This is a genomic window from Gorillibacterium timonense (assembly GCF_001457415.1).
In the GTDB taxonomy this organism is placed as follows: Bacteria; Bacillota; Bacilli; order Paenibacillales; family NBRC-103111; genus Gorillibacterium; species Gorillibacterium timonense.
In genome coordinates this window covers 2154580-2179430 of sequence record NZ_LN881724.1, presented here as the reverse complement: position 1 = coordinate 2179430, position 24851 = coordinate 2154580, and the positions used below count along the sequence as shown (strand labels likewise).

The 24851-nt window shown below is 51.4% G+C and carries 29 protein-coding genes; 26 read left to right on the top strand and 3 right to left on the bottom strand.

The annotated features are described in order from the left end of the window. Positions 1–19: 19 nt before the first annotated feature. The 10 genes from BN2684_RS22665 to BN2684_RS22620 all read left to right on the top strand — a co-directional run bounded on the left by BN2684_RS22665 (position 20) and on the right by BN2684_RS22620 (position 9819). Positions 20–652 carry a TadE/TadG family type IV pilus assembly protein gene (locus BN2684_RS22665; RefSeq protein WP_058304338.1) on the top strand — a complete coding sequence of 211 codons (633 nt, stop codon included), beginning with the start codon at positions 20–22 and terminating at the stop codon, positions 650–652. A gap of 36 nt (positions 653–688) precedes the next feature. Continuing rightward, positions 689–1219 carry an A24 family peptidase gene (locus tag BN2684_RS22660; RefSeq protein ID WP_058304337.1) on the top strand — a complete coding sequence of 177 codons (531 nt, stop codon included), beginning with the start codon at positions 689–691 and terminating at the stop codon, positions 1217–1219. After that, complete coding sequence (locus tag BN2684_RS22655; RefSeq protein WP_082652141.1) at positions 1204–2670, top strand: DUF6382 domain-containing protein; 1467 nt, start codon at positions 1204–1206, stop codon at positions 2668–2670. Before BN2684_RS22660 ends, BN2684_RS22655 begins: the two co-directional genes overlap by 16 nt. 101 nt (positions 2671–2771) lie before the next feature. Then, positions 2772–3062 carry a Dabb family protein gene (locus BN2684_RS22650; RefSeq protein ID WP_058304335.1) on the top strand — a complete coding sequence of 97 codons (291 nt, stop codon included), beginning with the start codon at positions 2772–2774 and terminating at the stop codon, positions 3060–3062. 346 nt (positions 3063–3408) lie between these two features. Further along, positions 3409–3675, top strand: coding sequence for a hypothetical protein (locus BN2684_RS22645; RefSeq protein ID WP_058304334.1), 267 nt, complete (start codon positions 3409–3411; stop codon positions 3673–3675). Between the two features lie 164 nt (positions 3676–3839). After that, positions 3840–4871 (top strand): M42 family metallopeptidase, encoded by a 1032-nt coding sequence (locus tag BN2684_RS22640; RefSeq protein WP_058304333.1) that lies wholly within the window; start codon positions 3840–3842, stop codon positions 4869–4871. Positions 4872–4874: 3 nt separating this feature from the next. After that, on the top strand, positions 4875–6791 hold the full coding sequence (locus BN2684_RS22635; RefSeq protein WP_058304332.1) for an ABC-F family ATP-binding cassette domain-containing protein: 1917 nt from the start codon (positions 4875–4877) through the stop codon (positions 6789–6791). 36 nt (positions 6792–6827) lie between these two features. Beyond that, a complete protein-coding gene (locus tag BN2684_RS22630) occupies positions 6828–8444 on the top strand; it encodes an ABC-F family ATP-binding cassette domain-containing protein (RefSeq protein ID WP_058304331.1) in 1617 nt (538 codons plus the stop codon). A 141-nt stretch (positions 8445–8585) separates the two neighbouring features. After that, positions 8586–9101 (top strand): GNAT family N-acetyltransferase, encoded by a 516-nt coding sequence (locus BN2684_RS22625; RefSeq protein ID WP_058304330.1) that lies wholly within the window; start codon positions 8586–8588, stop codon positions 9099–9101. Positions 9102–9186: 85 nt separating this feature from the next. Beyond that, positions 9187–9819 carry a hypothetical protein gene (locus BN2684_RS22620; RefSeq protein ID WP_058304329.1) on the top strand — a complete coding sequence of 211 codons (633 nt, stop codon included), beginning with the start codon at positions 9187–9189 and terminating at the stop codon, positions 9817–9819. 130 nt (positions 9820–9949) lie between these two features. Here the strand turns inward: BN2684_RS22620 and BN2684_RS22615 are convergent, their stop codons facing one another. Next, on the bottom strand, positions 9950–10171 hold the full coding sequence (locus BN2684_RS22615) for a hypothetical protein (protein ID WP_058304328.1): 222 nt from the start codon (positions 10169–10171) through the stop codon (positions 9950–9952). A 99-nt stretch (positions 10172–10270) separates the two neighbouring features. On the opposite strand from BN2684_RS22615, the gene BN2684_RS22610 reads away from it, so the two are divergent. The 9 genes from BN2684_RS22610 to BN2684_RS22570 all read left to right on the top strand — a co-directional run bounded on the left by BN2684_RS22610 (position 10271) and on the right by BN2684_RS22570 (position 15619). Continuing rightward, positions 10271–10789 (top strand): hypothetical protein, encoded by a 519-nt coding sequence (locus BN2684_RS22610; protein ID WP_058304327.1) that lies wholly within the window; start codon positions 10271–10273, stop codon positions 10787–10789. An 81-nt stretch (positions 10790–10870) separates the two neighbouring features. Further along, positions 10871–11539, top strand: a complete 669-nt coding sequence (locus BN2684_RS22605) for a DUF6483 family protein (RefSeq protein ID WP_058304326.1) — start codon at positions 10871–10873, stop codon at positions 11537–11539. Positions 11540–11602: 63 nt separating this feature from the next. Continuing rightward, complete coding sequence (gene kapB / locus BN2684_RS22600; RefSeq protein WP_058304325.1) at positions 11603–12004, top strand: kinase-associated lipoprotein KapB; 402 nt, start codon at positions 11603–11605, stop codon at positions 12002–12004. Continuing rightward, a complete protein-coding gene (locus tag BN2684_RS22595) occupies positions 12005–12793 on the top strand; it encodes a TIGR00266 family protein (protein ID WP_058304324.1) in 789 nt (262 codons plus the stop codon). Positions 12794–12795: 2 nt separating this feature from the next. Further along, the gene (hisJ, locus tag BN2684_RS22590; RefSeq protein WP_234340305.1) at positions 12796–13638 is read left to right on the top strand and encodes a histidinol-phosphatase HisJ; all 843 of its coding nucleotides are present in this window, start codon (positions 12796–12798) and stop codon (positions 13636–13638) included. 104 nt (positions 13639–13742) lie between these two features. Beyond that, on the top strand, positions 13743–13949 hold the full coding sequence (locus tag BN2684_RS22585; RefSeq protein ID WP_058304323.1) for a hypothetical protein: 207 nt from the start codon (positions 13743–13745) through the stop codon (positions 13947–13949). Positions 13950–14093: 144 nt separating this feature from the next. After that, positions 14094–14606 carry a metallophosphoesterase family protein gene (locus tag BN2684_RS22580; RefSeq protein WP_058304322.1) on the top strand — a complete coding sequence of 171 codons (513 nt, stop codon included), beginning with the start codon at positions 14094–14096 and terminating at the stop codon, positions 14604–14606. Positions 14607–14621: 15 nt separating this feature from the next. Continuing rightward, the gene (gene ytxJ / locus BN2684_RS22575) at positions 14622–14960 is read left to right on the top strand and encodes a bacillithiol system redox-active protein YtxJ (protein ID WP_058304321.1); all 339 of its coding nucleotides are present in this window, start codon (positions 14622–14624) and stop codon (positions 14958–14960) included. 134 nt (positions 14961–15094) lie between these two features. Then, a complete protein-coding gene (locus BN2684_RS22570; protein ID WP_058304320.1) occupies positions 15095–15619 on the top strand; it encodes a type 1 glutamine amidotransferase domain-containing protein in 525 nt (174 codons plus the stop codon). A gap of 89 nt (positions 15620–15708) precedes the next feature. Here the strand turns inward: BN2684_RS22570 and BN2684_RS22565 are convergent, their stop codons facing one another. Next, on the bottom strand, positions 15709–15978 hold the full coding sequence (locus BN2684_RS22565) for a hypothetical protein (protein WP_058304319.1): 270 nt from the start codon (positions 15976–15978) through the stop codon (positions 15709–15711). A 201-nt stretch (positions 15979–16179) separates the two neighbouring features. On the opposite strand from BN2684_RS22565, the gene BN2684_RS22560 reads away from it, so the two are divergent. From BN2684_RS22560 to BN2684_RS22530, 7 genes are all read left to right on the top strand, one after another. Continuing rightward, a complete protein-coding gene (locus BN2684_RS22560) occupies positions 16180–17040 on the top strand; it encodes a polysaccharide deacetylase family protein (RefSeq protein ID WP_058304318.1) in 861 nt (286 codons plus the stop codon). A gap of 92 nt (positions 17041–17132) precedes the next feature. Next, positions 17133–18248, top strand: a complete 1116-nt coding sequence (locus BN2684_RS22555) for an aminopeptidase (RefSeq protein WP_058304317.1) — start codon at positions 17133–17135, stop codon at positions 18246–18248. A gap of 945 nt (positions 18249–19193) precedes the next feature. Further along, positions 19194–21023, top strand: a complete 1830-nt coding sequence (locus BN2684_RS22550; RefSeq protein ID WP_159065832.1) for a putative bifunctional diguanylate cyclase/phosphodiesterase — start codon at positions 19194–19196, stop codon at positions 21021–21023. Positions 21024–21337: 314 nt separating this feature from the next. Then, a complete protein-coding gene (locus BN2684_RS22545; RefSeq protein WP_058304690.1) occupies positions 21338–22330 on the top strand; it encodes an ABC transporter substrate-binding protein in 993 nt (330 codons plus the stop codon). 2 nt (positions 22331–22332) lie between these two features. After that, a complete protein-coding gene (locus BN2684_RS22540) occupies positions 22333–22626 on the top strand; it encodes a thiamine-binding protein (RefSeq protein WP_058304315.1) in 294 nt (97 codons plus the stop codon). Positions 22627–22688: 62 nt separating this feature from the next. Then, on the top strand, positions 22689–23399 hold the full coding sequence (locus BN2684_RS22535; RefSeq protein ID WP_316245529.1) for an ABC transporter permease: 711 nt from the start codon (positions 22689–22691) through the stop codon (positions 23397–23399). Then, a complete protein-coding gene (locus BN2684_RS22530; protein WP_392389028.1) occupies positions 23396–24190 on the top strand; it encodes an ABC transporter ATP-binding protein in 795 nt (264 codons plus the stop codon). The genes BN2684_RS22535 and BN2684_RS22530 overlap by 4 nt, the downstream gene beginning before the upstream one ends. A gap of 112 nt (positions 24191–24302) precedes the next feature. Here the strand turns inward: BN2684_RS22530 and BN2684_RS22525 are convergent, their stop codons facing one another. Further along, positions 24303–24725, bottom strand: coding sequence for a VOC family protein (locus BN2684_RS22525; RefSeq protein WP_058304313.1), 423 nt, complete (start codon positions 24723–24725; stop codon positions 24303–24305). Positions 24726–24851 lie beyond the last annotated feature (126 nt).

Genomic DNA, 24851 nt, shown 5'->3' with positions numbered 1-24851 from the left:
GCGCGGTTCGAACGGAAGCTTGACCCTGGAAGCCGCCCTTATCCTGCCGTTCTTCTTGCTCTTTGTTCTTGGACTCCATGTTCTGATCCGGCTGTCCGTCACGGAAGCCAAAGTGCAAGCGGCGGCCTCCGAATCGGTGAAGGAAATTGCTACGCATTACGCTCCGGTAGATCGGTTGTATTTAAAGGCCAAGCAAGCGGCGGGAAACACCAAAACCGCCGAGGTGCTAACCTCCGTCATCGATCAAATTAAAGCAGCCAGACAAGCGGCGATCGAAGCTGAGAACAGCGCTCAATCCTATGCTTCCCTCATCCCCGAACCGATCGTTCAATTGCTGGAATGGGAACAAAAGCGGAGGCAGCAGCTTGAAGCATCAGGTCAGGAGACGGTGGATCAGGTCGTCGAAACGTGTATCGATCCCGTCTTGAACGCGGCCTTCCAGCCGGTTGTTTGGCATTACGCAGATGAACGGGTTCTTCGAAAAGACCATTTTCGCATCACGAAGGTGACCATCCCTGATTTGAATGCTTCTGGGGAGCCCTGGTTCGGAGTAGAGGTAGAATACCAATACCGATTGCCGGTTCCGTTTGTGAAGAAGACCGTCACGGTTAAGAAAAAGGCGATGGAACGCGCATGGGTGGGAAAGCGCTAGAAGAGCAATAAAGAAGTGAAAGACAGGAGGAAGCTCATGGAGTGGGTTCTATTAGGGGCTTTGATCACAGCAGCGGGGGTTACCGATATTCGCAGGAGCCGCATACCCAATGCGATCACGATCACGGGAGCGGGAGCGGGAATCGTCTTACAGCTGGCGATGGCCGGCTGGAGCGGAGCTTGGAACTCGATCCTCGGGCTCATGATCGGATTTGCTCCCTTGTTTTTGCTGTATCTCTTCGGGGCTTTGGGTGCCGGGGATGTCAAGCTGTTCGCTGCGATCGGAGCGATCTCGGGCGGAGTCTTCGCACTGAATTGCGCCTTCTATTCGATCTTGTTTGCGGGACTCATCGGAATTGTCATTTTGATCGCTCGAAGACTGGTGAAAGACCGCTTCGGGCGAATCGGATATTTGCTTATGACCTTGATCGGATTGAAGGATGTACAGCCGCTTGCATCCGCTAACCGCAGAGATATGCTTCGATTCCCCTTTATGTATGCGGCAGCGCCAGCCATCGTGCTTATGGCAGCGGATAGCTTTACAGGAAAAGGATGGGGATTTCTTTGATCAAGCTGCATGGATTAACCGGGGAACGGATGGATCGAGGAGGTCATTACCTTGTTATACGGCGAGAGGAATCTCCTTTGACAAGAGTGGATGTCAATCGGACGGAGCGGATGATGCTGGAGCGTCATGCCATCCAAGGGCTGCTTCCGGTCATCGTAGAGGAGCAGGATCTGGATATCACGCTTCTGTACGATTACACGGGGCGACGCCCGCTTTCGCAGGAGCTGCGCTTCCGGTCTCTCTCGGCGGACGAATTTGCTCGTTTGATCATCGACCTGGTTTTCATTTTGGAGAACAGCCTGAAGCATCTGCTTCAAGCTCATCGATTTGTACTCGATCCCGAGCATATCTATTTGAATGGAGATGTACGGAATTTGGAACTGGTTTATCTTCCCTTAACGTGCATGGACCAAGAACCGGACTTCCTCCAGCGTTGGAACGAGCTGATCCGGTCTTTATGGGCGGCCGTCAATGGGAAAGAAGGAAAGGGATACGAGGTCATTCCAAGGCTGATGGAACAATCGGCTGCTCCTGCCGATTATAAACGGTCTCTGCTTGCCGCCCTGCAGCCGACGATGAACCCGCAGCACACGGAACGGAAAGCGGCAATCGCTCCGGAAAATGCGGTTCCGGCGATGAAAGAAGCAGCGAGAAGAAAACCCGCCGCCGTTGCTGGGGTTCCCCCGATGATTAACCGGCACGCCGACCCCTCGCTATCGTCTTCTATGGATGATGCCGCCCCCTCTCCCTTCACAAGTGAACCCCGTGAGTTCATGTCGCAAAAAACGGTACTGCTCTTTGGCTTGCCTTTCTTGGTCAGTTGGGGGTTCTATGCTTGGTTCCTAACGGAGCCGCTGCTCTACCTTGCTTGTGGAGTAACGGTTTTCCTGTTATCCATCGGCTATCACCTCTGGAGAAGAGCGGCTTCTTTGAAGCCCGAGTTGCCGCTTGCTTCCGTTTCGAATCAACCGGCCCCTATTCCTCGCCCCACATCCGGCTTTACGGAAACGCCTTTACTACCTGCCATGATTGCTCAGAGAGAACCGGCAAATTCGGAGTATTACGAGGATCTGTCCAACCGGACCGTATGCTTTGCCGATCCGAATGCAACGGTGCTGTTGAAGAACCACGGGAGTGCGGGGTTAGAGAAAAGAGATGCCTATTTGGAGATGAAAAGGGAAAGTGAGCCTCCCGTACGCCTGCTCATTGCCGAAGCAAGCCTCGTGATCGGACGCGAATCAGATGGCTTGCCGCTATGTGGAGAAACGAAAGAACTATCCCGGCAGCATTGCGAGGTACTTCGGAATGAGGAAGAATGGCTGCTTCGGGATCTGGGATCGAAGAATGGAACCTCGCTCAATGGCTCTCCCTTGATTCCCTATAAGGAATATCCTATCCAACAAGGAGATCGACTGGACTTTGCCGGATTGTCCTTTGTCTTTCATCAATAAGTTTTGATTGTACACGAGGAAGTGGTATACTATCGGAAAAGAGTCTAGCTATGAGCTGTCCAAAGTAAGAAGGGGCAGCGGTGGAGAGGAGCTTGCCGACTATGATCACTCACCTTGTTTTTTTTCGCATGAAGGATACCAGCTCGGAGGGATTGGCCAAAACCAGAGATCTCATTTTAGACCTCAAAGATAAAATACCCGATGTACTCCATATGGAGGTGGGAGTAAACGTCGTCGCCCAGAGCCGTGCTTACGACCTGGCGCTGATCACAAAGTTTCCGAGCCTTGCTGCTCTAGATGCTTATCAAGTGCATCCCGAGCATCTAAAGTTGATCGAGTATATGAACGAGGCGAGAAGAGAACCGTCCGTGTCCGTCGATTTTGAATCCTAGCACGCTTTCAACCCTACTTGTGTGGATACGAACCGGCGTTAATTTGTAGGAGAATAGGTTTGGAAACCGTCGTTTTTTTATGGATTGCGCAGTTGAAGGAGAGCGGTTTGTCCTTCTTTCGTCCAACGATTGAAGTCTTTTCATGACAGAAACATTTCGAATTTGTCGTTATCGGTCATAACGGCTGTCGAAGTAGTCATCGACCGGTTAAAAAACACGACCCACTATTCTACATACAATTGACGTAGCGGTCAACTTCATATATCATAGACACTGAAGTTTTTTTAGTGGAGAAATCTCATTTCATTATGGGGGCTATCATGTGTCGATAAGGGAGTGAAACGCCATGGCTTCAGAAAAACGTAAGAAGCTGCGAATGGATATGCTGGATGAGCTTTATCAGTTCCACCTCTCGGAGAGGGGAAAAAAAGCGCTCATTCCTGGAAACCTGGAGGACCGGGATCCGGAAAAATTTTTCGCGTTGGAATATTTAGCTGATAAAGGGTTAATTCGGTTTAAAGACGAGAATGGTCAGTTAGTCGCTAAAATCACCCAATTCGGAATCAACCTGATCAAGGCTCCGATGATGGGCAATGCTTTACCGACTGCTTGAACAATAGAGCCCGTCAGTGGGAGCCGAAGCTTCGCCTTGGCGCCTCTGCCGGACAACAGACAAGGTCGCGCAGTGTAGCTCCTTCGGGTCAGCTACACTGTTTTGCTGTGTGTATGCCAATAATAGCCGCAGCGCAAAGGCTGCAGAAGAGCGGGGATGGACCGATGAAGAACCGGATCAATCAGGAATACGTGAAGACCGTACTTGAACAACTGCTCGCAATCCCAAGTCCCACCGGGTATGCCCGAAAGGCCATCGAAAAGGTTGGCGAAGAAGCGAAGAAGCTAGGATATGCGTTCGAAACGACACCCAAGGGCATGGGAATCATCACCGTGCCGGGGCAAACCGGCGATGTGCTCGGCTTGACGGGGCATGTCGATACACTCGGGGCGATGGTTCGTTCCATCAAGGACAGGGGAACGCTCCGCTTGACGCCGCTCGGCGGATATATGATGAACTCGATCGAAGGAGAGTATGTTCAGGTTCATACGAGAGAAGGCCACACCGTCAGCGGAACGGTTCTCACGACCCATCCGTCCGTGCATGTCTATCCGGATGCAAGAGATCAGAAACGCGATGAAGCGAACATGGAGGTTCGATTGGACGCGGATGTGGCCAATCGAGGAGATGTTCAGAAGCTCGGCATTCGTGTAGGCGATATCATCTCCTTCGATCCGCGCACTCGCTGGGTGAACGGGTTCTTGAAATCCCGGCATCTGGACGATAAGGCGGGTGTAGCCTCTCTGCTCGGACTCCTGGAGCTGCTCAAGCGGGAAGGGATCACACCGGCGAAGACGCTCAAAATCTGCGTAACCACCTACGAGGAAGTGGGTCACGGCGCTTCTTACTTGCCGGAAGATATCCGCGAGCTGCTGGCCGTCGATATGGGGGCGATGGGCGATGATCTGAGCTGCACCGAGAAGGACGTATCGATCTGCGCCAAGGATTCGTCGGGTCCCTATGATTACGAGATGACCACCAAGCTGATCCGCTTAGCCGAGCGGGATGGTATCGCTTATGCGGTGGATATCTATCCAAGCTACGGGTCGGACGCATCGGCGGCGCTCCGGGGAGGCAGCAACCTCCGCGCGGCATTGATTGGTCCGGGGGTTCACGCCTCGCACGGAATGGAACGGACGCATGAGGAAGCCTTGTGGAACACGATCGCGCTGCTGGCAGCGTATGTGACGGAGTGATGTATGAGCATCTTGAACATTGAGAACTTTACGAAGAGTTATGGAGAGAAGGTGCTGTTCGACGGCATCTCCTTCTCCATCGCCGAGAGACAGAGGATCGGGCTGATCGGAGTGAACGGAACCGGTAAATCGTCCCTCCTCCGGGCGGTCGCTGGCATTGAGCCTCCAGACGGCGGAAAAGCGCTGCACGCCAAAGAGTACCGCATCGAGTATCTGGCCCAGACACCCGAATTTGCTGCGGGGATCACGGTGCTGGAGCATATCTTTCGCGGCGATAATCCGTTGATGCGCACGCTGCGGGACTACGAAGCGGCTCTCGCAGAACTGGAAGCCGATCCGTCCCATCCGAAAAAGCAGGAAAAGCTGTTTGCCATTCAACAGCGAATGGATTCTGAGAACGCATGGGAAGCGGAAGCGCAGGCCAAAAGCATCCTGGGCAAGCTCGGCATCCGCGATTACGGGAAAGAAGTAGCGGCTCTCTCTGGCGGCCAACGCAAGCGAGTAGCGCTCGCCAGCGCCCTCATTCAGCCCGCCGACCTGCTGCTTTTGGACGAACCGACCAACCACATCGATAACCAAACGGTCCAGTGGTTGGAGGAAGAGCTGTCCCGATACCGCGGCGCACTCCTGCTCGTCACCCATGACCGGTATTTCCTCGACCGGGTTACGAATCGGATCTTTGAGCTGCATCGCGGACGGTTGCATACGTATGAAGGCAATTACTCCGTCTTCCTGGAGAAGAAAGCGGAGCGCGAGGAACAAGAGGCATCGTCGGAAGCGAAACGGCAGAACCTGCTGCGCCGTGAGTTGGAATGGCTGAAACGAGGAGCGAAAGCCCGCACCACCAAGCAAAAAGCTCGCATCGAGCGTACGGAAGAGCTTCGCGACCGTAAGGTGGACCGCCCGGACGAAGCGATCGATTTTGCGGTAGGCGGCAGCCGGCTCGGCAAGAAGGTCGTTGAGCTGGAAGACGTCGGTATCCGCATTGGCGACCGCAAGCTGGTGAATGATTTCACGCACATCGTATTGCCCGGAGAGCGGATCGGCATCATCGGACCGAATGGGAGCGGCAAAACGACGCTGCTCAATGTCATCGCAGGCCGGCTGTCGCCGGATGAAGGAACGGTGGAGACAGGGACGACCGTGAAGCTCGCTTTTTACACCCAAGAAAATGAAGAGCTTGACGGGAGCCTCCGCGTCATTGAATATATAAAGGAAGTGGCGGAAGTCATCCATACCATCGACGGAGAAACCATAACGGCTTCTCAGATGCTGGAGCGCTTCCTGTTTACGGGGCCCCAGCAGTGGACGCCGATTTCCCGTTTGTCCGGGGGAGAGAAGCGCCGCCTCTACCTTTTGAAGACCCTTATGGGTGAGCCTAACGTTCTTCTTTTGGACGAACCGACCAACGATCTGGATATTCAGACCTTGTCGGTGCTGGAGGACTACCTGGATCATTTTCCGGGAGCCGTGTTGTCTGTATCCCATGACCGGTATTTCCTCGATCGGACATCGGACCGGCTGTTCGTCTTCGACGGTGCAGGCGGTATTCGCAAATTTGAGGGGAATTACACCGAGTATTTGGATGCAGCCGCTAGGGAAGAAGCGATTGGCGGCGGGGCGGCAGCCAACCCGCAAGCTTCGGGAGCTCCGCAGGCTGAAACGGCCCGGCCCCGAAGCGACAAGCCGCGCAAGCTCTCTTATAAAGATCAGAAAGAATGGGACGAAATTGAAGGAAAGATCGCGGCTTTGGAAGCGAGAAGCGCAGAGTTGAAGCAGCTGATTGAAGCTTTCGGCAGCGATTATGACAAGGTGCGAGACCTCTTCGAAGAAGATCGGAAGGTGACCGATGAGCTGGATCAGGCCATGGAGCGCTGGACGGTGCTATCCGAGTTGATCGAAGAGCTGTCCCGGCCATAACCCAATTCCTTACCTTAATGCAAAGGCGGTATGTACATGATCAGTACCAATGGAATCACACTCCGTTACGGGAGTCGCCCCCTCTTTGAGGACGTTAACATCAAGTTCACCCCAGGCAATTGCTACGGCCTGATCGGAGCGAACGGGGCGGGCAAATCGACGTTCCTGAAGATTCTCTCCGGTGAAATCGATGCATCGCGCGGGGAAGTCAGCATCACTCCGGGCGAACGGATGGCCGTGCTCAAGCAGAACCATTTTGAATATGACGAATTCCCGGTTTTGAAAACCGTCATCATGGGCCACGCCAAGCTCTATGCCATTATGGAAGAGAAGGACGCCATTTACGCGAAAGCCGATTTCTCCGATGAAGACGGCATGCGCGCGGCTGAGCTTGAGGGCGATTTCGCCGATCTGAACGGCTGGGAAGCTGAAGCCGATGCGGCCGAGCTCTTGATTGGCCTTGGCATTCCGAAGCCGATGCATGACAAGCTGATGAAGGAGCTGGACGGCAACGAGAAGGTGCGGGTACTGCTCGCTCAGGCGCTGTTCGGCAACCCCAACATCCTGCTCTTGGACGAACCGACCAACCACTTGGATCTGGAATCGATCAACTGGCTGGAGAGCTTTCTCGCGAAATTCGAAGGCACCGTCATCGTCGTGTCCCATGACCGTCACTTCCTGAATCAGGTTTGTACGCACATCGCGGACATTGATTTCGGCAAAATCCAGCTCTATGTAGGCAACTATGACTTCTGGTACGAGTCGAGCCAGCTGGCAACTCGCCTCATCTCCGACAAGAACAAGAAGATCGAAGAGAAGCGCAAGGAATTGGAGGAGTTTATCCGCCGATTCAGCGCGAATGCCTCCAAGTCCAAGCAAGCGACCTCTCGCAAGAAGCAATTGGAAAAACTCACCTTGGACGATATCCGTCCATCCAACCGGAAATATCCGTTCATCAACTTCAAGCCGGAGCGTGAAGCGGGCAAACAGATTCTGACCGTGGAAAACCTCTCCAAAACGATCGACGGGGTTCAAGTGCTGGACAACGTCAGCTTTACGCTAAACAAAGGCGACAAGGTCGTGTTGGCTGGACCCGATGGCATCGCTAAGACGACCCTGTTCCAAATTCTGATCGGAGAGCTGGAAGCGGACAGCGGCAGCTTCACTTGGGGCGTCACGACTACGCAGGCTTATTTCCCGAAGGAAAATTCGAAGTACTTTGATGGAGTCGAACTGAGCCTCGTCGACTGGCTGCGCCAATTCTCCAAGGACCAAGATGAGCAGTTCATTCGCGGCTATCTCGGGCGGATGCTCTTCTCGGGTGAAGAAGCCGTCAAGAAAGCCAGCGTACTCTCCGGGGGCGAAAAGGTCCGCTGTATGTTCGCGCGGATGATGCTGACCGGATCGAATGTTCTTCTGTTCGATGAGCCGACCAACCACTTGGATCTCGAATCGATCACGTCGCTCAACAACGGCCTGTCCGATTTTGACGGCACCTTGATGATCGTATCCCATGACCATCAGCTGTTGCAGACCGTGGGGAACCGCGTCATCGAAATTGCCCCGAAGGGGACCATCGATCGACTCGCTTCGTTCGATGAATATCTGGAAAATCCGGATGTGCTAAAGCTGCGGGAAGAGTACTACGCGTAAGGACGAGGACTCGGCTGGACGAAGGCTTAGCATCTGGGGGATGGACTGTACCTGATCAGGCTCCTCTCTTTTTAAACGAAGAGAGGAGCCTTTTTTACATAGGCTCTGTAGGAAAAACTTAAGGGAGGAGGTGGGGAGAATATGTTCTTTGAGACTGAGCGACTTTCTACGAGAAAATTTGAAATCGATGATTTTGAGGATTTCCACGAAATGCAGAGCAATGAGAATGTTATGAAGTATATAATTGGAAGAGGTAAAACAAGGACGGAAAATGCAAATGAATTACAGAGAATTATCGAGAGTTACAACGATGATTATACGGATCCACTAATTATGGCTATTTCTGAGAGAAATGATGAAAATCGCCGCATAATGGGAGCATGTGCAGTAGTAAAAAGTGAAAACGGAGCATTTGAAGTTGGATACAGGTTTTCCGAAAAATATTGGGGGAAGGGGTATGGTTCGGAAATTTTGAATGGATTGCTTCATTTTTGTCTTACTGATTTAGCTATGAATAATATAATTTCTATTGTCGACAAGGAAAACATTTATTCTGTAAAAATTCTAGATCGTTCACCTATGCAGTTTATACGAGAATATGAAGAAGAGGGCACGAAGAATATCCTGAGACTTTATAAGCTAGAAAAACCTAATTAATAGAGTGCGATTCCGTCTATACATAATTGAAACCGATTACATAATGAGGTTTATTTCAAATGACCGTGGAAAAGGGGATACCAAGATGAACACAAAGAAAGAACCGACAGGTTATGATTACTTCTCCTATGCTCTTTACGCTTTCGGGGGGCTGGGTCTGGAAATCCTGCTTATGATGGTTGAAAATCAAGTGTATGGATCCTCTGGGAAATGGTCGGTCTCTCAACACCTCCTTCACTGGGGACTAACCTGCCTCCTTTGGGGTGGGATGACGTTAATGCTGGCAAAGCGGCTTCCGTCTGATGGAGCTCCGGTCACAGCCAAGAACGGGTTGATTGCGGGAATCCTTGCCGTTATTGCCATTCTCTATACGTCCTGGGTTTGGGAAGGATTTAAGCCTTACGAGGAGTTCGTCTCTCTCGGAGCGGTCAAATTCATCGGGCAGTATGTCTATTACCTATTTGAGGGAATGCTCATCACCATGATCATCGCATTTGGCCAGAAAGCGTTTGAAGTGTGGTTCAAGACACGCAAGAATATCCCCTATGGCGGATTGCTGCTGGCCCTCACTTGGGGATTGATTCACATTCTGACTCAGGGTGCTACAACCGGATTGTTCACGTTCGTTCTCTCCATTCTTTACGGGCTTGTCTATCTGGCATTGCGTCGTAATGGGAAGCTCTCTTATCTGGTCATTACCCTGATGTTTTTGCTCTAGAGGGTGCGGATAGCGAGAAGCTGGGTTATCGGCTTATAAGAACATGCTTAAGGCTGAAAAACGCAAAAGAACCGCCGCTCCTTCTGGAGACGGTGGTTCTTCGGCTCACCTATGCGACTTCATGCTTCAATTAGCTCCCACCCGTACGTCGGCGCTGATTGTTGACCTTCTTGGTCATTTGACTCTTGGCCGTCAAATTCCCAGCACGCTGATTGTTATTGCCTTTATCCGCCTGCTGGTTTTTCTTCTTCTGTTCCAGCTGTTTGCGGATTGCGTCAGCGAGGCTGACTTTCTTCGTTTCGGCCTGCGACGCTCCCTCGTTCAATTGCTGATCTTGCGGGGTGTTTGTCATACTACCACCTGCTTTATCTGTGATATAGTGTTATTGTAAGGCAACAGCCCAGTACAAGCAAGATGAAGGATTTTTATAGTGAAACTAGGAAGGGTGCCTATGTTCGATCCCACCATTTATGAAAACGTTAAAGTTGTGCTGGAAGGCGCCGCTTATGACCTTGACTCCGATGGAAAGGTTCTGATCAGCGGCCGCAAGGACACAGTCGATTTGGCATCCATGTCTCGCAGTTATCGGATTCGATTCACACGGTCGCATGCCGACGAGAAACCGGAGGCCGAGCTCACACTGTCTGCGGATTCGGAGGATTTGGCTGCCGAGATCCTTGAGCTTCGAGACCGGACCCCAGGGTGCCGTCTTCAGGTCAGCTTCTCTTGCACCGTTGCGAATTCGGAATTGGAATGCAAACGAATTGATTCCTTGATGAAGAAGCTATGGGGAACCGAGCCGAAATTCACCCAGACGCTCTCGTATGAATACGGCCAGGAATCAACCCTTCTTCGCAATCGGATCGATCTCGATTTCCAGCGCAGCTTTGACGAAAGTGTGATTGGGGACATTCCGCGCTTTTTAACCCACATCACCGAAACGCTGGCACGGCTGTCGGACGGTGGATGAAACCGATCCTTTGGTTGCTTCGTAAATGGTACGATGACCCTTTGCCGGCTTAGCCGGAATGTTGACGGAGAGGAGGATATCATGTTTCAACGGGATTACATCGTTCGGATGATGCAGGAATTGACTGAGATGATCGCTACCGTATCCGGACTCAAAAAACAGCACAAGCAGGAGCAGGCTTTTTCTGCCGTGGATGATTTGCTGGGCCGCTTTTTCCGGATGAATTCGAAGCTCCTGAATGCCCTCTCGGAGAAGGATATCCTCGCTATGTTTTCGGCTAACGGATTTCTTGAAGCGGAGAAGGTGCTAACCCTCTCAAGAGTTTTAAGGGAAGAAGGCTCCCTACACGAGAGTTTAGGAGAGAACGAGGAAAGTGTCCGAAGATACCTGAAGGGACTGCTGCTGTCTCTTGGGGTATCGGAGTTGGAAGACACTCCATCGGACTTCTGTAAGGAAACCGTAAGAGAAATACACGCCACCTTGAGGGCATATGATCTGCCTGCATCCGTACAGGAGCGGTTGATCGCCCATTACTTAAAAGCCGGAGAGTTTGCCAAAGCGGAGGACTGCTTGTTCGAGCTTGCGGACGGCGAAGGTCCGTTCGTCGAGTCTGATTCTGCGGCGGCAGCCGGTAACCGTTTTTACGAGAGCTTGCTTGAACGAAGTCCGGAAGAACTCGAGCAAGGCGGATTGCCGCTAGAGGAAGTACGGGAAGGTTGGGCCGCTTATACGGCCCGATTCGGAAGCTAGAGAGAGAAATGGACTGGAGAGTGGCCATCCGACCTATCGCCCATAAGGAGGAAGGATTCGGATATGCCTGTTATCACAGTTGGAGATCTCGTTAAAGCATCGTTCAAAAGCGGAGAATACATCGGTGAAGTTGTCGAACTAACCGAACGCAAAGCGGCGGTTCGCGTGCTCGCGGTTCTGAAGCATCCGGCCCAAGGGGATTTGCATCATCCCAGGAGAGCGGATGTGAACCTGTTTCATCAGCGCAGGGCTTTGGCTTATCAAGAGATCGCGCTCATGCCCCTGCCGACCCTGCTCTTGTATTCGGGAGTGATTCCCGATTACAAGCAGTCGCTGAAAGCGGCGTTGGAGCTGGAAATCGGAGAGCTTCGGGAGCAGCTTCATTATGCCAGCCGGGCATTGGATGAGCTTCGGATCCTGCAGCAAGATTACTTTTCACGAGAAGATTCGGGAGATGATAAATGAATGAATTCCCATGAAATCGATTATCAAATTATGGGGGAAGAAATGCAATGCGTGGAGATCGTTCTTGATCCCTCGGAAAGCGTGGTAGCCGAAGCGGGAAGCTTCATGATGATGGACACTGACATTCACATGCAGACCATCTTTGGAGACGGCTCCTCTTCCGTTCAGCAGGGCTTCATGGGTAAGCTGATGGGTGCGGGCAAGCGACTCCTCACAGGCGAAAGCCTATTCATGACGATCTTCACCAATCAAGGTTATAACAGGCAAAGCGTGACGTTTGCCGCTCCGTATCCCGGCCGGATCATTCCGCTTGATCTCCGCTACCTCGGGGGTAAGATGATTTGCCAGAAGGACGCCTTCCTCTGCGCGGCAAAGGGGGTTTCCGTTGGAATCGAGTTTCAGCGCAAGCTAGGGACCGGCTTCTTTGGCGGCGAAGGATTTATCATGCAGAAGCTGGAAGGAGATGGGCTCGCGTTTGTCCATTCCGGAGGGTATGTCATGGAGAAGACCCTAGCCCCCGGAGAAACCCTCCGGCTTGATACTGGCTGTCTTGTGGCAATGACGCCATCCATCAATTATAATATCGAGTTTGTCAAAGGAATCAAAACCGCTGTGTTCGGTGGCGAAGGCTTGTTTTTCGCAACCTTGACCGGTCCGGGCAAGGTGTGGGTGCAATCGCTGCCCTTCAGCCGGATGGCGGATCGCATCATATCGGCATCTCGGGTCGGCGGACGCAAGGAAGAAGGCAGCATCCTGGGCGGGCTCGGCAATCTGCTGGACGGTGATTGATCATGATGAATACGGAACTCAAGTGGAACGGACACACTCACACTGATTTTTGCCGGCACGGAAGCTCCGCTCCTATGGAGGATTATATCGAAACGGCGATGAAGCACGGCTTCAAGCGGTACACCCTCAGCGAACATCCGCCGCTTCCGGTTGGATGGATCCCGGATGAACCCCTCATGCGGGAATTAGCGATGGAAGAGCACGAATTGCCCGCTTATCTTGATGCAGCGACCGGGGTGAAGCAGCGTTTCGCAGATCGATTGGAGATCCTTGTGGGACTGGAGCTGGACTATCTCGAAGGTCGGACCGGGTATTCGGAAGGAATCCTGGAGCAAACGGAGGGCCGTCTAGAAGACTTGCTCGTCTCCGTTCATTACTTGCGGGGTCGAGGCGGCATGCGCTGCATCGATTTCACACCGGCCGATTTTCGCGAGAATCTTCTCAGCTATTACGGTTCGATAGAGGCCGTTGTCGATGCTTACTACGATCAGGTGGAGCAAGCGTTGGAATGGGCCGCTTCTCTGCCAGGTCAAAAACGGCTCGGCCACATCAATCTCATACGAAAATTCCAGAACGCCTTGCCGGAGATGGACAATGAACAAGTGAAGGAGCGTCTGTCTCGGGTCGTTCCTCTTCTTCAACGTACAGGGCTCGGTCTCGACATCAATACGGCCGGTTTGCGTGTTCCGACCTGCGGAGAAGTTTATGTACCCGTTTGGCTGATCGAGAAGTGCATGGCTTCGGGCATTCCGTGCGTGTTCGGTTCGGATGCCCATAAACCGGAGGATGTGGCGGCCGGTTGGGATTGGTTTGAGGGAACGATTCACGGAATGAACGGGAAATGATAAGATTGGGCCGGTTTCATAGGTGGAAGCACAGACGCCCTTCCGCTCCTGACATAGGATATGGTGTATTCGCACAGTCCATTCAGAAGAGGAGAGGGTAACCGATGAATCCGTATGCCAACATGCCGATGGTATCCCCGTATGAAAATGCGCCGATGGTATCTCCGTATGCCAGCAATATGCCGATCATGCCGGTAGCTGCTGCCGCCTACAATCCTTGTACCGCTGTCGCTCCTGCGCGGAGCGGCATGGATTACGTGCTTGTTCTGTTCATCCTGCTCGTGATCATCCTGCGCATCCCGATCTGCTAATGTAACGTTATGCACCCCGCAAGGCGCATCGACCCTCTTACCGGGATCGGTGCGCCTTGCCGCGTTTGTTTCGAGTTGAGGTTCCCGGTATAATGAATCGTAATCGGTCAGCACCTCATCCATGGACGAGAGAGGAGAGTGAAGATGAGCGTTCGAACGCGAATTGCCCTTGTATCGGATACCCATATGCCTCACCGGGGGAAGGATTTACCCAAGGCGCTTTTCGAAGGAATCGCCGGGGTTGATTTGATCCTGCATGCCGGAGATTGGACGGCTCCTTACGTCGTGGATTTATTTGCATCCATCGCTCCGGTGGATGGGGTAACCGGCAACAATGACGACGCGGAGATTTATTCCCGTTTTGGCCGGCGGAAGCTGTTGACCGTTGACGGCACTCGAATCGGTCTCGTGCATGGAGATGGGTTTGCCCGACCGACCGAAGAGACGGCGAGGAGGTCCTTTTCCAAGGAGGATGTCGATCTGATTGTCTTCGGACATTCCCATACACCCTGGAAAGGCGAATTGAACGGCGTGCTCCTCTTCAATCCGGGATCTGCAATGGACAAGCGACGAGAGCCTCGCTATTCGTATGGAATCCTTGAGATCGGAAGCAGTGGGTTTACTGTGAAGCATAGCTATTATTCAGACAAAACCTGACGAGGGGGAGCCATCTTGAATTGGACAGAACTGACGACGAAGGAAGAATGGGACGCGATAAAAGAAAGCTCGAAAGAAAAGACCGTTGTTGTGCTCAAGCACAGCACGACTTGCCCGGTCAGCGCGAATGCTCTGCGGGAATATGACAGTTATTTAGCGGACAAGCCCGATGCGAATGCCGATTACTATTTGGTCAAAGTCATTGAATCTCGTCCCGTATCCAATCAAATCGCTGAGGACACGGGGATCAAGCACGAGTCTCCTCAGATTATCTGCTTGAAAAAGCAGCAGCCGTATTGGAACACCTCTCATTGGTCCATAACGAAAGCTCATATGAGCGCTGTCTTGGATTGAGGAATCCAAGCGCAAGGCGAGAAGGAAACTGATTTCAGGTCAAGGGAAGCTGCGCGATTGTTTGAACTCTTCGATTATTGGGGTAACTAAAGAAGGTACGTTTGTCCAATCCCAAATCGAAGAGGAGTGACCTCATGAGTAAAATCGCATTTTTGCTGGCAAGTGAGTTCGAGGATTCGGAAATGCAGGTGCCATACGATGAATTGAAGAAAGACGGCCATGAGACCCTGATTATTGGCTTGAAGCAGGGCGAAGAGGTACAAGGCAAAAACCAAAAGGCGCGCTATACAACGGAAGCCGCTATTGAGAATGTAAATGCGTCTGATTTTGACGCCGTCGTGATTCCGGGAGGATCCTCTCCAGAAGGTCTTCGTTCAAACGAAGCGATTCTCCGCTTTGTGAAGGAGATGAACCGGACAGGCAAGCTGGTCGCAGCCATCTGCCACGGACCGCAGATCCTGATTAGTGCTAACCTGCTTAAGGGGCGCACCATCACCAGCTACCCGCCATTGAAGGATGATATGGTGAATGCAGGAGCCAAGTTTGTGGATCAGGAAGTCGTGGTGGATACCAACTTCGTCACTTCCCGCACTCCTGCGGATGAACCGGCGTTTGTTCGCGAGATCAAGAGCAAGCTGGCAGCAACAGTCAGCCGGTAACAGCCTGTATACAAAAAGCCCGGGAAACGATTGAGGCGTTCCCGGGCTTTATCTATTGTCCGAATCCATCTGTTTGTAAGGGTAGCGGATTAGATCATTTTGCTCTCGACGAGACGTCTTGTGCTGGAAAAGAGATATTCGGCTTCATTCAAGCTGAAGCGATGCTTGGCGCATTCCTTCAGGAACCCTTCTCTCAGTACCCCGAGATCCACAATGCCTTCTTCTTTCAGCAGATTGGCGAAAGTGCGGGCATCCATCTGTCCGGCATCAAGAAGCATGAGAACCTTGGAGGAGACGAGATGAAACATTTGCGAGCCGAGCTGCATTTTCCTTTCGTCCAGAACCAATTGGATACTCATAGTAGATAACCTCCATTTATCAGGCTTACAAATTAATTATATCACTAGATCTGAAAAAGAAAAGGGAAAGTTTGACTAAAGTAAGCGATTTCATCATTCTGTCATGATTGAATTTTCATCCAGGCTTCGCATCTCCACAAGTAGATGGGGCAGGCTAATGAAATACCGTCCCGACCATACTTTGCTTGCGGAGGGGTTCTTATGATCTCAATGAAACCGGCGATACTCGCCGTATTGCTTACCTTATCAGGGTTTGGCACTCCATTGCCAAGCCGGAACCGCGCCGAACCGGTTGCTGTTGATCCAGGCATGCTTGTTGAAGCGAGTGAGCAGAGCGGAATTGAGGTTCCTCAGAAACCGCATCGCCCCGTTCAGCGAGTCCGATCTGAAGAGCTGTCCTTGGCGGAGCTTCGGGCGAAGTATCCGAGGCTCTTTTATCTGCGGGGGAATCCCGGGAAGCGTCAGATCGCGTTGACCTTTGACGATGCGCCTGATCCCCGATTTACGCCACAGATTCTCGATATCCTGAAAGCTCAGGATGTGAAGGCAACCTTTTTTATTGTCGGGTACCGGGCGGAGAGGCACCCGGAGCTAGTCAGGCGCATGATCCGGGAAGGGCATGCCGTCGGCGGACATTCCTACGATCATCCTGATTTCTCCCGGTTATCCGATTCGCGATTTCGCGACCAGGTGCTGAGAACAAACGCCATTCTGACGAAGCTTGCCGGTTATACCCCGAACCTCGTCCGGCCACCTTATGGTGAAATAAAGGAAAGTCAGCTCATTTGGTTGGGTCAGCATGGTTTTTATGCGATCAACTGGAGCTCCGATTCGCTCGATTGGCGCAACCTCAAGGCCGGACAAGTGTACGCCAACGTGATGAAAAGCGTAGGACCGGGCGTGATCGTCCTGCAGCATGCCGGAGGGGGCAGAGGGGAGCGGCTGCAAGGAACCATTCAAGCCTTGCCGCAGATCATCCGGGAATTGAAAGCAAGAAGCTACCGGCTGGTCACCGTCCCCGAGCTTTTGAATCTTCCGGATCCCTCCCGGAATCGGGACTAGCGGTGCGATTGGACTGCTAATTCCAACGATTCGTGTTAGAATAGATGGGGCTATGGCCCTCTATCCACCGTACAGAAAGAAGGAATTGAAGCATGTTCGATCCAAGATTGACCCAATTGGCCAAAGGCCTTGTCGGCTATTCCATTAAGGCAGAACCTGGCGAGAACGTTCTGATTGAAGCTACGGGAATCGATACTCCCCTTGTCGCGGAGCTCGTCAAAGCGGTTCGCCTCGCCGGAGCTTATCCTTATGTAAATCTGCGTCACCCGAAGGTCACTCGCGCATTGCTGCTCGATGCAGCCGAAGAACAGATTCGTACCTGGGCGGAGATTGACAATCATCAGATGGAACAGATGCAAGCTTACATATCGGTGCGCGGCGGCGAGAATATCACCGAGCTGTCCGACGTTCCCTCTGAGAATCTGCGTATGTACTCCTCCTTCTACACCCATCCGGTTCATTTTGAAACGCGGATCAAGAAAACCAAATGGGTCGTGCTCCGTTATCCGACTCCTTCCATGGCGCAGCTGTCGTCCATGAGTACGGAAGCATTCGAGGACTTTTACTTCAAGGTATGCTTGCTCGACTACGCCAAAATGTCCCGAGCGATGGACCCGCTCAAGGAGCTCATGGACCGTACGGATCGAGTTCAGCTGAAGGGTCCGGGTACGGATCTGACGTTCTCCATTAAAGGCATCGGAGCCATCAAGTGTTCAGGCGAAATGAATATTCCGGACGGAGAAGTATACACCGCGCCGGTGCGCGATTCCGTTAATGGTGTGATTTCACATAATGCTCCGACGCCATATGATGGCTTCACCTTTGAGAATGTCCGGCTTGAATTCAAGGATGGCAAGATCATTCATGCGACGGCCAACGACACGGATCGGCTGAACAAAATCCTTGATACCGACGAAGGCGCACGCTATATCGGCGAATTTGCCATCGGAGTGAATCCTTTTATCCGCGAACCGATGAAGGACATCCTGTTCGACGAGAAGATCGACGGCAGCTTCCATTTCACTCCCGGAACCTGCTATGACGATGCCTACAACGGCAACAAATCGTCCGTTCACTGGGACATGGTCACCATTCAGCGTCCCGAATACGGCGGGGGAGAAATCTGGTTTGACGGCAAGCTGATCCGCAAGGACGGCCGTTTCGTTCTTCCGGAGCTGGATGTGCTAAATCCGGAGAATCTGAAGTAATCCGTCTACGACGGAGTAGAATGATCGCTCTCTAATGGAAGGCTCTCGTCTTTTTGCTCTCAAAAAGGCGAGGGTCTTTTGCAGTTTTATAGCATTGTATATTTATGCGCTCCTCAAAGTTCGAATAATTGTGACAGATTATAAATAAAGCATGGCGATACTGTAAAAAAATTCCGATTAGGCTCTTGTTAGGTAATATATGGTCTAGTATAATGGTTTAAGGAAGTAGAAAACTTAAAAAGGGAGGGCTAAGTATGTTGTTCGGACTTATCTCTTTGTTGACTCTCTATTGGGGACCGTAAGTGACAAAAATCAGGCTAACCAGCCTGATTTTTATTTTTATCTACTAAAAATAACGATTATCTGCGATAATGGATTTAATCTTTTTGTGTAAAATAATCTATCCATTCCGAGGAACATATGAAAGATAAAAATCTTGTCACGAACTTATTGTTTGCTTTTGGGCTGGCAGCCTGTATTCACTTTATTTACTATATGTTCCATCTAAGTGATTGGAATAATATCCTTATATTCCTGTTATTTGCTATTCTGTTTCAAATCGTTCCTATTATGTTCCCCGGAAGTCTTTCGTTTACTGGAAGCGGAATCATGATTGTTTTTCTTCTGTTTGAATACGATTTGAATGCCAGTATAGCGGCGATTATTATGTCCGTTATCGCCTTCTTTGTCATATGGACTCCAAATCGCAAAAAAATAAATTGGTTTCGCATGTTCTCTAACTTCGGAATGATTTACATATCCGCACTAATGAGTTGGCTTGCGATTTACATCTTCGACAATACACCTTTTTTGATAAAAGCAATTCTATGCTATGGCGTTTTTGAAGTAGCCAATATCATTATTCGGACATTAATCACAAAATCAGTCAGTGTATCAAAAGAAAAAATAAATTTCAGACAAATCTGGAACCTGCAATTGCCGTTTATGTTCGGCTTAATTTTGTTTTTGAAGATCGTTTATCAGGTTAACCATACCTATCAGATGGTCGAAATTATCTTTGCTATCATTGTGATGACCATTATCAATCGCTACAATAATTCGATGACGAAGCAAAATCAGCTCCTTGAAGAGAGCAACCAGCGATATAAATCCCTATTCGAACAAAATCCCGACATCGTATTTACCATGGATATGGAGCAACGCATCACAAGCGCGAATCCCATGTTGGAGAAAAATCTCGGTTACAAGGAATCGGATGTCCTTAACAAGAGATTCGACCAGGCATTCCATGTTCTGGAGGTGGATCGCTTTCATGAGCGATTGGTACAGCTCCAAACTGGCAAGCCTCAAAACTTCCCGTTAACCATCTACCACAAAAATGGGATTCTCCGGGAATTTGATATAACAAGCGGACCTACCATCGTAGACAATCGGGTAGTAGGGGCATATGGAATTGCCAAGGATCGAACGGCCGATAAAGAAGCTGAACGGATCATTCACCGGATGGCTTACTTCGATTCCGTAACGGGATTGCCGAACCGCGCGTATTTTCACAAGAAATTGGGCGAATTACTGGAGATCGCCGAATCGACCGAAGGCCGCTTTGGCTTGCTCTATCTGGATTTGGATCAATTCAAGTACATCAATGATACTCAAGGGCATCACAGCGGAGACAACCTGCTCGTGCAGGTTTCGAGAAGGCTGCTGGAGGCCATTCAGAGCAGCAGCTTTATTTCCCGCTTAGGCGGCGATGAATTCACCGTCCTGCTATCCAGAATTCAAGGGGAAGAAGAATGCATCCGCGTGGCCCGGTCGATCCGGTATTCGCTCGCGGCTCCGTTTCTATTGAATGGACAAGATGTCTACATCACAACCAGCATCGGGATCAGCCTCTACCCGGACAGCGGATTGGATTCGCAAACCCTCGTCAAGAATGCCGATACCGCCATGTATAAAGCCAAGGATTCGGGAGGCGACGGGTATTGCCTCTATTCCTCGGAGCTTCAGAAAGTGATTGAAGAGCGAGTCGTACTCCAAACCAACCTTCGCAAAGCGATGGAGAAAAATGAATTTTCACTGGTCTATCAGCCTCAGCTTGATCTGATCAACGGAGAAGTCATTGGCGTAGAAGCTTTGATTCGCTGGACGAACAGCGAGCTCGGGAGCGTCTCACCCGCCAACTTCATCCCGGAGGCAGAACGAAGCCGGCTTATTATCCCAATCGGGGAGTGGGTGCTGCGCGAAGCGTGTCGGCAGTGTGTAGCTTGGCAAGCTCAAGGGTATCCTCCGATTTCCATGTCTGTGAACCTGTCATCCGTCCAATTCCTAAGCGATGATATCATTCAAACGGTGCGGTCTGTATTGGCGGATACCGGCCTTTCCCCGCAGCTGCTGGAGCTTGAGATCACCGAGGGGATTCTCTTGCAGAATACCAACCGGACGATGAGACTGCTGGGGGAATTGAAAGAGATTGGAGTGCGGATTTCCATTGACGACTTTGGCGTCGGTTATTCCTCGCTCAGCTACTTGAAACATTTTCCATTCGATACGCTCAAAATTGATCGTTCCTTCATACAGGAAATGCATCGGGACATGAAGGACCAACTGATCATCGGGACCCTCATCGATCTTGCTCACAATCTAAACATGAAGGTCGTGGCGGAAGGCGTGGAAACGGAGGTCCAGCTGAACGATTTGATCGTGCGGAATTGCGATTTGGCGCAAGGCTATCTCATCAGCCGCCCGCTTCCGGCCCCAGTCTTGGAAGAAGGGCTCTGGATCACGAAGTCAATCTTCACCGCGAAGAACCGCTAGCAGCAATCCGGTGGGCTTGCAATATCGAGTAAAAAGCGCTATGGTAGAAGCAACAATTTCATAGGCACCGGGAGCTTGATGAAGTCAGGCTGAGATTGCGACCTTGTGTCGCTGACCGGAAATCTGATCTGGGTAATGCCAGCGTAGAGAATAGCATGGGTATGTAAGCCGTCCGGTTATTCCGCACGGCTTTTATTACGTGCGAATAAGCCCGGCAACCGGCATGCTCCCAGCATCTCCGGATCACGAACAAGCCAAGTGAGAAGAAGGAGAGGGAGAAACAAGTGAAGAGAAAAAGCTATGCCACAGCTTCGATGGTGATCGCGTTGGCACTGGTCATTGCCGGCTGCGGACAAGAGAATGGAGCCAAATCTGCAGGTGATGGCAAGAAAGAGCTGAAAGACGTCAAGGTGGTGCTGGATTGGACTCCGAATACCAATCATACCGGCCTGTATGTAGCCAAGGAAAAAGGGTACTATGAAGAACAGGGTTTGAACGTCTCGATCATTCAGCCGGGAGAAGCGGGAGCGGATACCATGGTAGCCTCCGGTGAAGTTCCATTCGGCATCAGCTATCAGGAAGGCTTGACCTATGCTCGTACGGAAGGGGTTCCGCTTGTATCTCTTGCGGCCGTCATCCAGCATAATACATCCGGTTTTGCGGCTCCGGTTGCGAAGAACATCAAGTCCCCCAAGGATTTCGCCGGCAAAACGTACGGCGGCTTCGGCGGTCCGTCGGAGACGGCGATTTTGCAGACGCTGATGGAAGCGGATCATGCGGATTCCTCGACGGTTAAGGTCATAAACATCGGCTCGGCCGATTATTTTACCGCCGTGAAACGAGATGTCGATTTTTCATGGATTTACTATGGGTGGACCGGGATCGAAGCAGAGCTGCGAAACGAACCGCTCGATATGATCTACATGAAGGACTTCTCGCCCAAGCTCGATTACTATACGCCTCTTCTCGTCACTAATGAGAAGATGATTCAGGATAATCCCGATACCGTCAAAGCTTTCATGGCGGCAACCGCGCAAGGCTATGATTTTGCGATTGAGCATCCGGATGAAGCTGCTGACTTGCTGCTCAAGGGGGCTCCCGATTTGGACTCCAAGCTCGTGAAGGCAAGCCAAGAATGGATCAGCAAGCAGTACAAGGCAGAAGCCTCTCAGTGGGGGATTCAAAAGCTGGAGGTATATCAAGGGTATGCCGACTGGATGAAGGAACACAAGATTTTGGATAAGCCGTTTGACTCGGCAAAAGCCTTCACGAATGATTTCTTGCCAGGACAAGGAAAGGGGAACTAATCATGGCCGATACGTTATTATCCATTCAAATCATTCCCAAGACTCCGCATGGAGAAGATGTTATCCCTTATGTGGATCGTGCGATCGAAGTGATTCAGCAAGCGGGAATCAAGCATCGCGTCGGTCCACTGGAGACGACGATGGAAGGCAGCTTTGAAGAGCTGCTGGCGGTCGTAAAGAAAATGAATGAGGCTATGCTCGAGATGGGCAGCCCGAATGTGATCTCCCAGGTGAAGATTTACCACAATCCTTCAGGAGCTTCCATCGAGAAGCTGACGGAAAAGTACGACGAATGAGAAGGCAACGACTAAGCAGAGGTATCTGGCCACCCCTCGCGGTATTCGCCGGATTCCTCTGCGTGTGGCAAGCAGCCGTGTCGCTGTTCGCAACTCCGGGCTGGGTTCTGCCAAGTCCATTGCAGATCCTTCACGAGGGGATAAATGTATTTCCCCGGTTATGGATGCACACGGAATCAACGATTGGCATAACGCTCGCCGGATTTACGGTCGGGTCCTTGACCGGGATAGCGGTCGCCTGTCTGCTTCATGCCGTTCCGGGAATGAAGGAAGGCTTCTATCCGCTGCTCATCCTCTCCCAGAACATTCCGACGGTCGCACTGGCTCCGCTTCTCGTCGTTTGGTTTGGATTTGGCCTCTTGCCGAAGCTGATTCTCATCACATTGGTTTGCTTCTTCCCGGTGTCTGTCGCGCTGCTTGGAGGATTCGCCCGAACCGATGAAGCCATGATGGATTACTTTCGCATGTCAGGTGCAAACAAGCGGCAAATCTTCTTCAAGCTGGAATTTCCAAATGCTCTGCCGGCTCTCTTCTCGGGGCTAAAAATCTCCGCAACCTACAGCGTGATGGGAGCGGTCATCTCCGAGTGGATGGGGGCGGAGAAGGGGATCGGGGTCTTCATGATGAACGCCAAAGCCACCTATCGGGCGGATCGGATGTTCGTCGCCATTTTCATGGTTGTCTTTATCAGTATGGCCCTGTTCGCGCTGGTTGGATTACTGGAAAAAGCGATCGTAAGGCCAGCCGTCAGCCGGAAGGAGGACAGCCGTTGAATCCTAATGGAAATCCGAAGTCGGAGAGACACGATCATCTGACCATCGACCGGATCAGCATGACCTTCAGCGACCGAGGTCGCGAAGAACGAGTGTTGAATGAAATCAGCCTTCACGTCGACAAAGGGGAGTTCGTCTCGATCATCGGGCCGTCCGGTTCGGGGAAAAGCACTTTGTTTCACCTGATCGGCGGCTTGCTGAAGCCGAATTCCGGCCACATTCTGCTGGATGGGACCGAGATCACGGGGGATGTCGGGCATATCAGCTACATGCCGCAGCAGCACGCCCTCTTGCCTTGGCGGACAGTCCGAAACAATGTCATCCTGTCCCAGGAGCTGTCCGGCCGACGTAAAAGCGAGGTGCGCAGAGAAGCGGACCGCTGGCTGGAAAGAGCCGGACTTGCCGATTACGCGGACCGTTATCCGCATCTGCTGTCTGGAGGTATGAAGCAGCGGGTGTCTTTTGTTCGAGCTCTGCTCAGCCCTCAGGAGCTGTTGATCCTCGACGAACCCTTCGGTTCGCTCGATGAATTGACCCGACTCGATATGCAGCGCTGGCTTCTCGATATTTGGGAGCAGGAGAGAAGGTCGGTGCTTTTTATCACACACAGCATAGATGAAGCCATCCTGCTATCGGACCGAATCTATGTGTTCTCCGAGAAACCGACTCACATCCTGAAAGAAGTAAAAGTGCCCTTCGAAAGGCCGCGCAAGGAAGGTATATCCTTGCTTGCAGAGTTTGCATCGCTTAAGCAGGACATCTATTTCACGATGAAGGCGGACAGGAGCTAGGCACTCTGGAGTCCCGGAATTTCGGGTTCCATGGATCTGGTCGAGATGGAGTCCTATCCTTCCAAAAAATAAAACGGCTCCGGAAGAAACGCATCCGGAGCCGTTTTCGTACTTAATGGTTAGATTCGGTGAACACTTGAAAGTTCACTCCGAATTTATCGACGACCGAGCCGTAGCCGGGACTGAAGAAGGTCTCCTGGAACGGCATGAGAACTTGTCCACCATTGGCTAATGCATCGAAGAGCTTTTTGGATTTCTCAAAGCCGTCAGCCGTGATACATAGACTGATCAGATTGCCGGGAGTGACGGGTTGACCGGGGAACGTGTCGGAGAACATGAGCTGAGATTCGCCTATCTGAATCATGGCATGGCTGATTCGGTCTTTGATATCCTCGGAGATCGGATATTCCGGGGTCTCTGGCATTTCACCAAAGGACATCTGGGAAATCACCTTCGCTCCCAGTGCCTGTTCGTAAAAAGCGATAGCATCTTTGGCGGTTCCATCCAGGGTCAGGTAAGCGGTAATCGATAGCATTCTTTCGTCATCTCCTCGGTTGGGATTTACGTGCGGTTTTATTGTACCAGAACCGAACAAGTGTTTGCAATCAATCCGTTTCCGTCACCGCTATTCTTGTTCAACCCACTTTTCATAACGATTGAC

Bases quoted from the DNA above. Each gene is read 5' to 3' on its own strand.
- BN2684_RS22550 (WP_159065832.1), top strand. From the start codon at position 19,194: ATGTTCGGCTTAATTTTGTTTTTGAAGATCGTTTATCAGGTTAACCAT.
- BN2684_RS22540 (WP_058304315.1), top strand. From the start codon at position 22,333: ATGGCCGATACGTTATTATCCATTCAAATCATTCCCAAGACTCCGCAT.
- BN2684_RS22605 (WP_058304326.1), top strand. From the start codon at position 10,871: ATGTTTCAACGGGATTACATCGTTCGGATGATGCAGGAATTGACTGAG.
- BN2684_RS22560 (WP_058304318.1), top strand. From the start codon at position 16,180: ATGATCTCAATGAAACCGGCGATACTCGCCGTATTGCTTACCTTATCA.
- BN2684_RS22635 (WP_058304332.1), top strand. From the start codon at position 4,875: ATGAGCATCTTGAACATTGAGAACTTTACGAAGAGTTATGGAGAGAAG.
- BN2684_RS22630 (WP_058304331.1), top strand. From the start codon at position 6,828: ATGATCAGTACCAATGGAATCACACTCCGTTACGGGAGTCGCCCCCTC.
- BN2684_RS22595 (WP_058304324.1), top strand. From the start codon at position 12,005: ATGAATTCCCATGAAATCGATTATCAAATTATGGGGGAAGAAATGCAA.
- BN2684_RS22620 (WP_058304329.1), top strand. From the start codon at position 9,187: ATGAACACAAAGAAAGAACCGACAGGTTATGATTACTTCTCCTATGCT.
- BN2684_RS22615 (WP_058304328.1), bottom strand. From the start codon at position 10,171: ATGACAAACACCCCGCAAGATCAGCAATTGAACGAGGGAGCGTCGCAG.
- BN2684_RS22525 (WP_058304313.1), bottom strand. From the start codon at position 24,725: ATGCTATCGATTACCGCTTACCTGACCCTGGATGGAACCGCCAAAGAT.
- kapB (WP_058304325.1), top strand. From the start codon at position 11,603: ATGCCTGTTATCACAGTTGGAGATCTCGTTAAAGCATCGTTCAAAAGC.
- BN2684_RS22565 (WP_058304319.1), bottom strand. From the start codon at position 15,978: ATGAGTATCCAATTGGTTCTGGACGAAAGGAAAATGCAGCTCGGCTCG.
- BN2684_RS22640 (WP_058304333.1), top strand. From the start codon at position 3,840: ATGAAGAACCGGATCAATCAGGAATACGTGAAGACCGTACTTGAACAA.
- BN2684_RS22585 (WP_058304323.1), top strand. From the start codon at position 13,743: ATGAATCCGTATGCCAACATGCCGATGGTATCCCCGTATGAAAATGCG.
- BN2684_RS22570 (WP_058304320.1), top strand. From the start codon at position 15,095: ATGAGTAAAATCGCATTTTTGCTGGCAAGTGAGTTCGAGGATTCGGAA.
- BN2684_RS22660 (WP_058304337.1), top strand. From the start codon at position 689: ATGGAGTGGGTTCTATTAGGGGCTTTGATCACAGCAGCGGGGGTTACC.
- BN2684_RS22555 (WP_058304317.1), top strand. From the start codon at position 17,133: ATGTTCGATCCAAGATTGACCCAATTGGCCAAAGGCCTTGTCGGCTAT.
- BN2684_RS22580 (WP_058304322.1), top strand. From the start codon at position 14,094: ATGAGCGTTCGAACGCGAATTGCCCTTGTATCGGATACCCATATGCCT.
- BN2684_RS22625 (WP_058304330.1), top strand. From the start codon at position 8,586: ATGTTCTTTGAGACTGAGCGACTTTCTACGAGAAAATTTGAAATCGAT.
- BN2684_RS22545 (WP_058304690.1), top strand. From the start codon at position 21,338: ATGGTGATCGCGTTGGCACTGGTCATTGCCGGCTGCGGACAAGAGAAT.
- hisJ (WP_234340305.1), top strand. From the start codon at position 12,796: ATGATGAATACGGAACTCAAGTGGAACGGACACACTCACACTGATTTT.
- BN2684_RS22645 (WP_058304334.1), top strand. From the start codon at position 3,409: ATGGCTTCAGAAAAACGTAAGAAGCTGCGAATGGATATGCTGGATGAG.
- BN2684_RS22655 (WP_082652141.1), top strand. From the start codon at position 1,204: ATGGGGATTTCTTTGATCAAGCTGCATGGATTAACCGGGGAACGGATG.
- BN2684_RS22650 (WP_058304335.1), top strand. From the start codon at position 2,772: ATGATCACTCACCTTGTTTTTTTTCGCATGAAGGATACCAGCTCGGAG.
- BN2684_RS22610 (WP_058304327.1), top strand. From the start codon at position 10,271: ATGTTCGATCCCACCATTTATGAAAACGTTAAAGTTGTGCTGGAAGGC.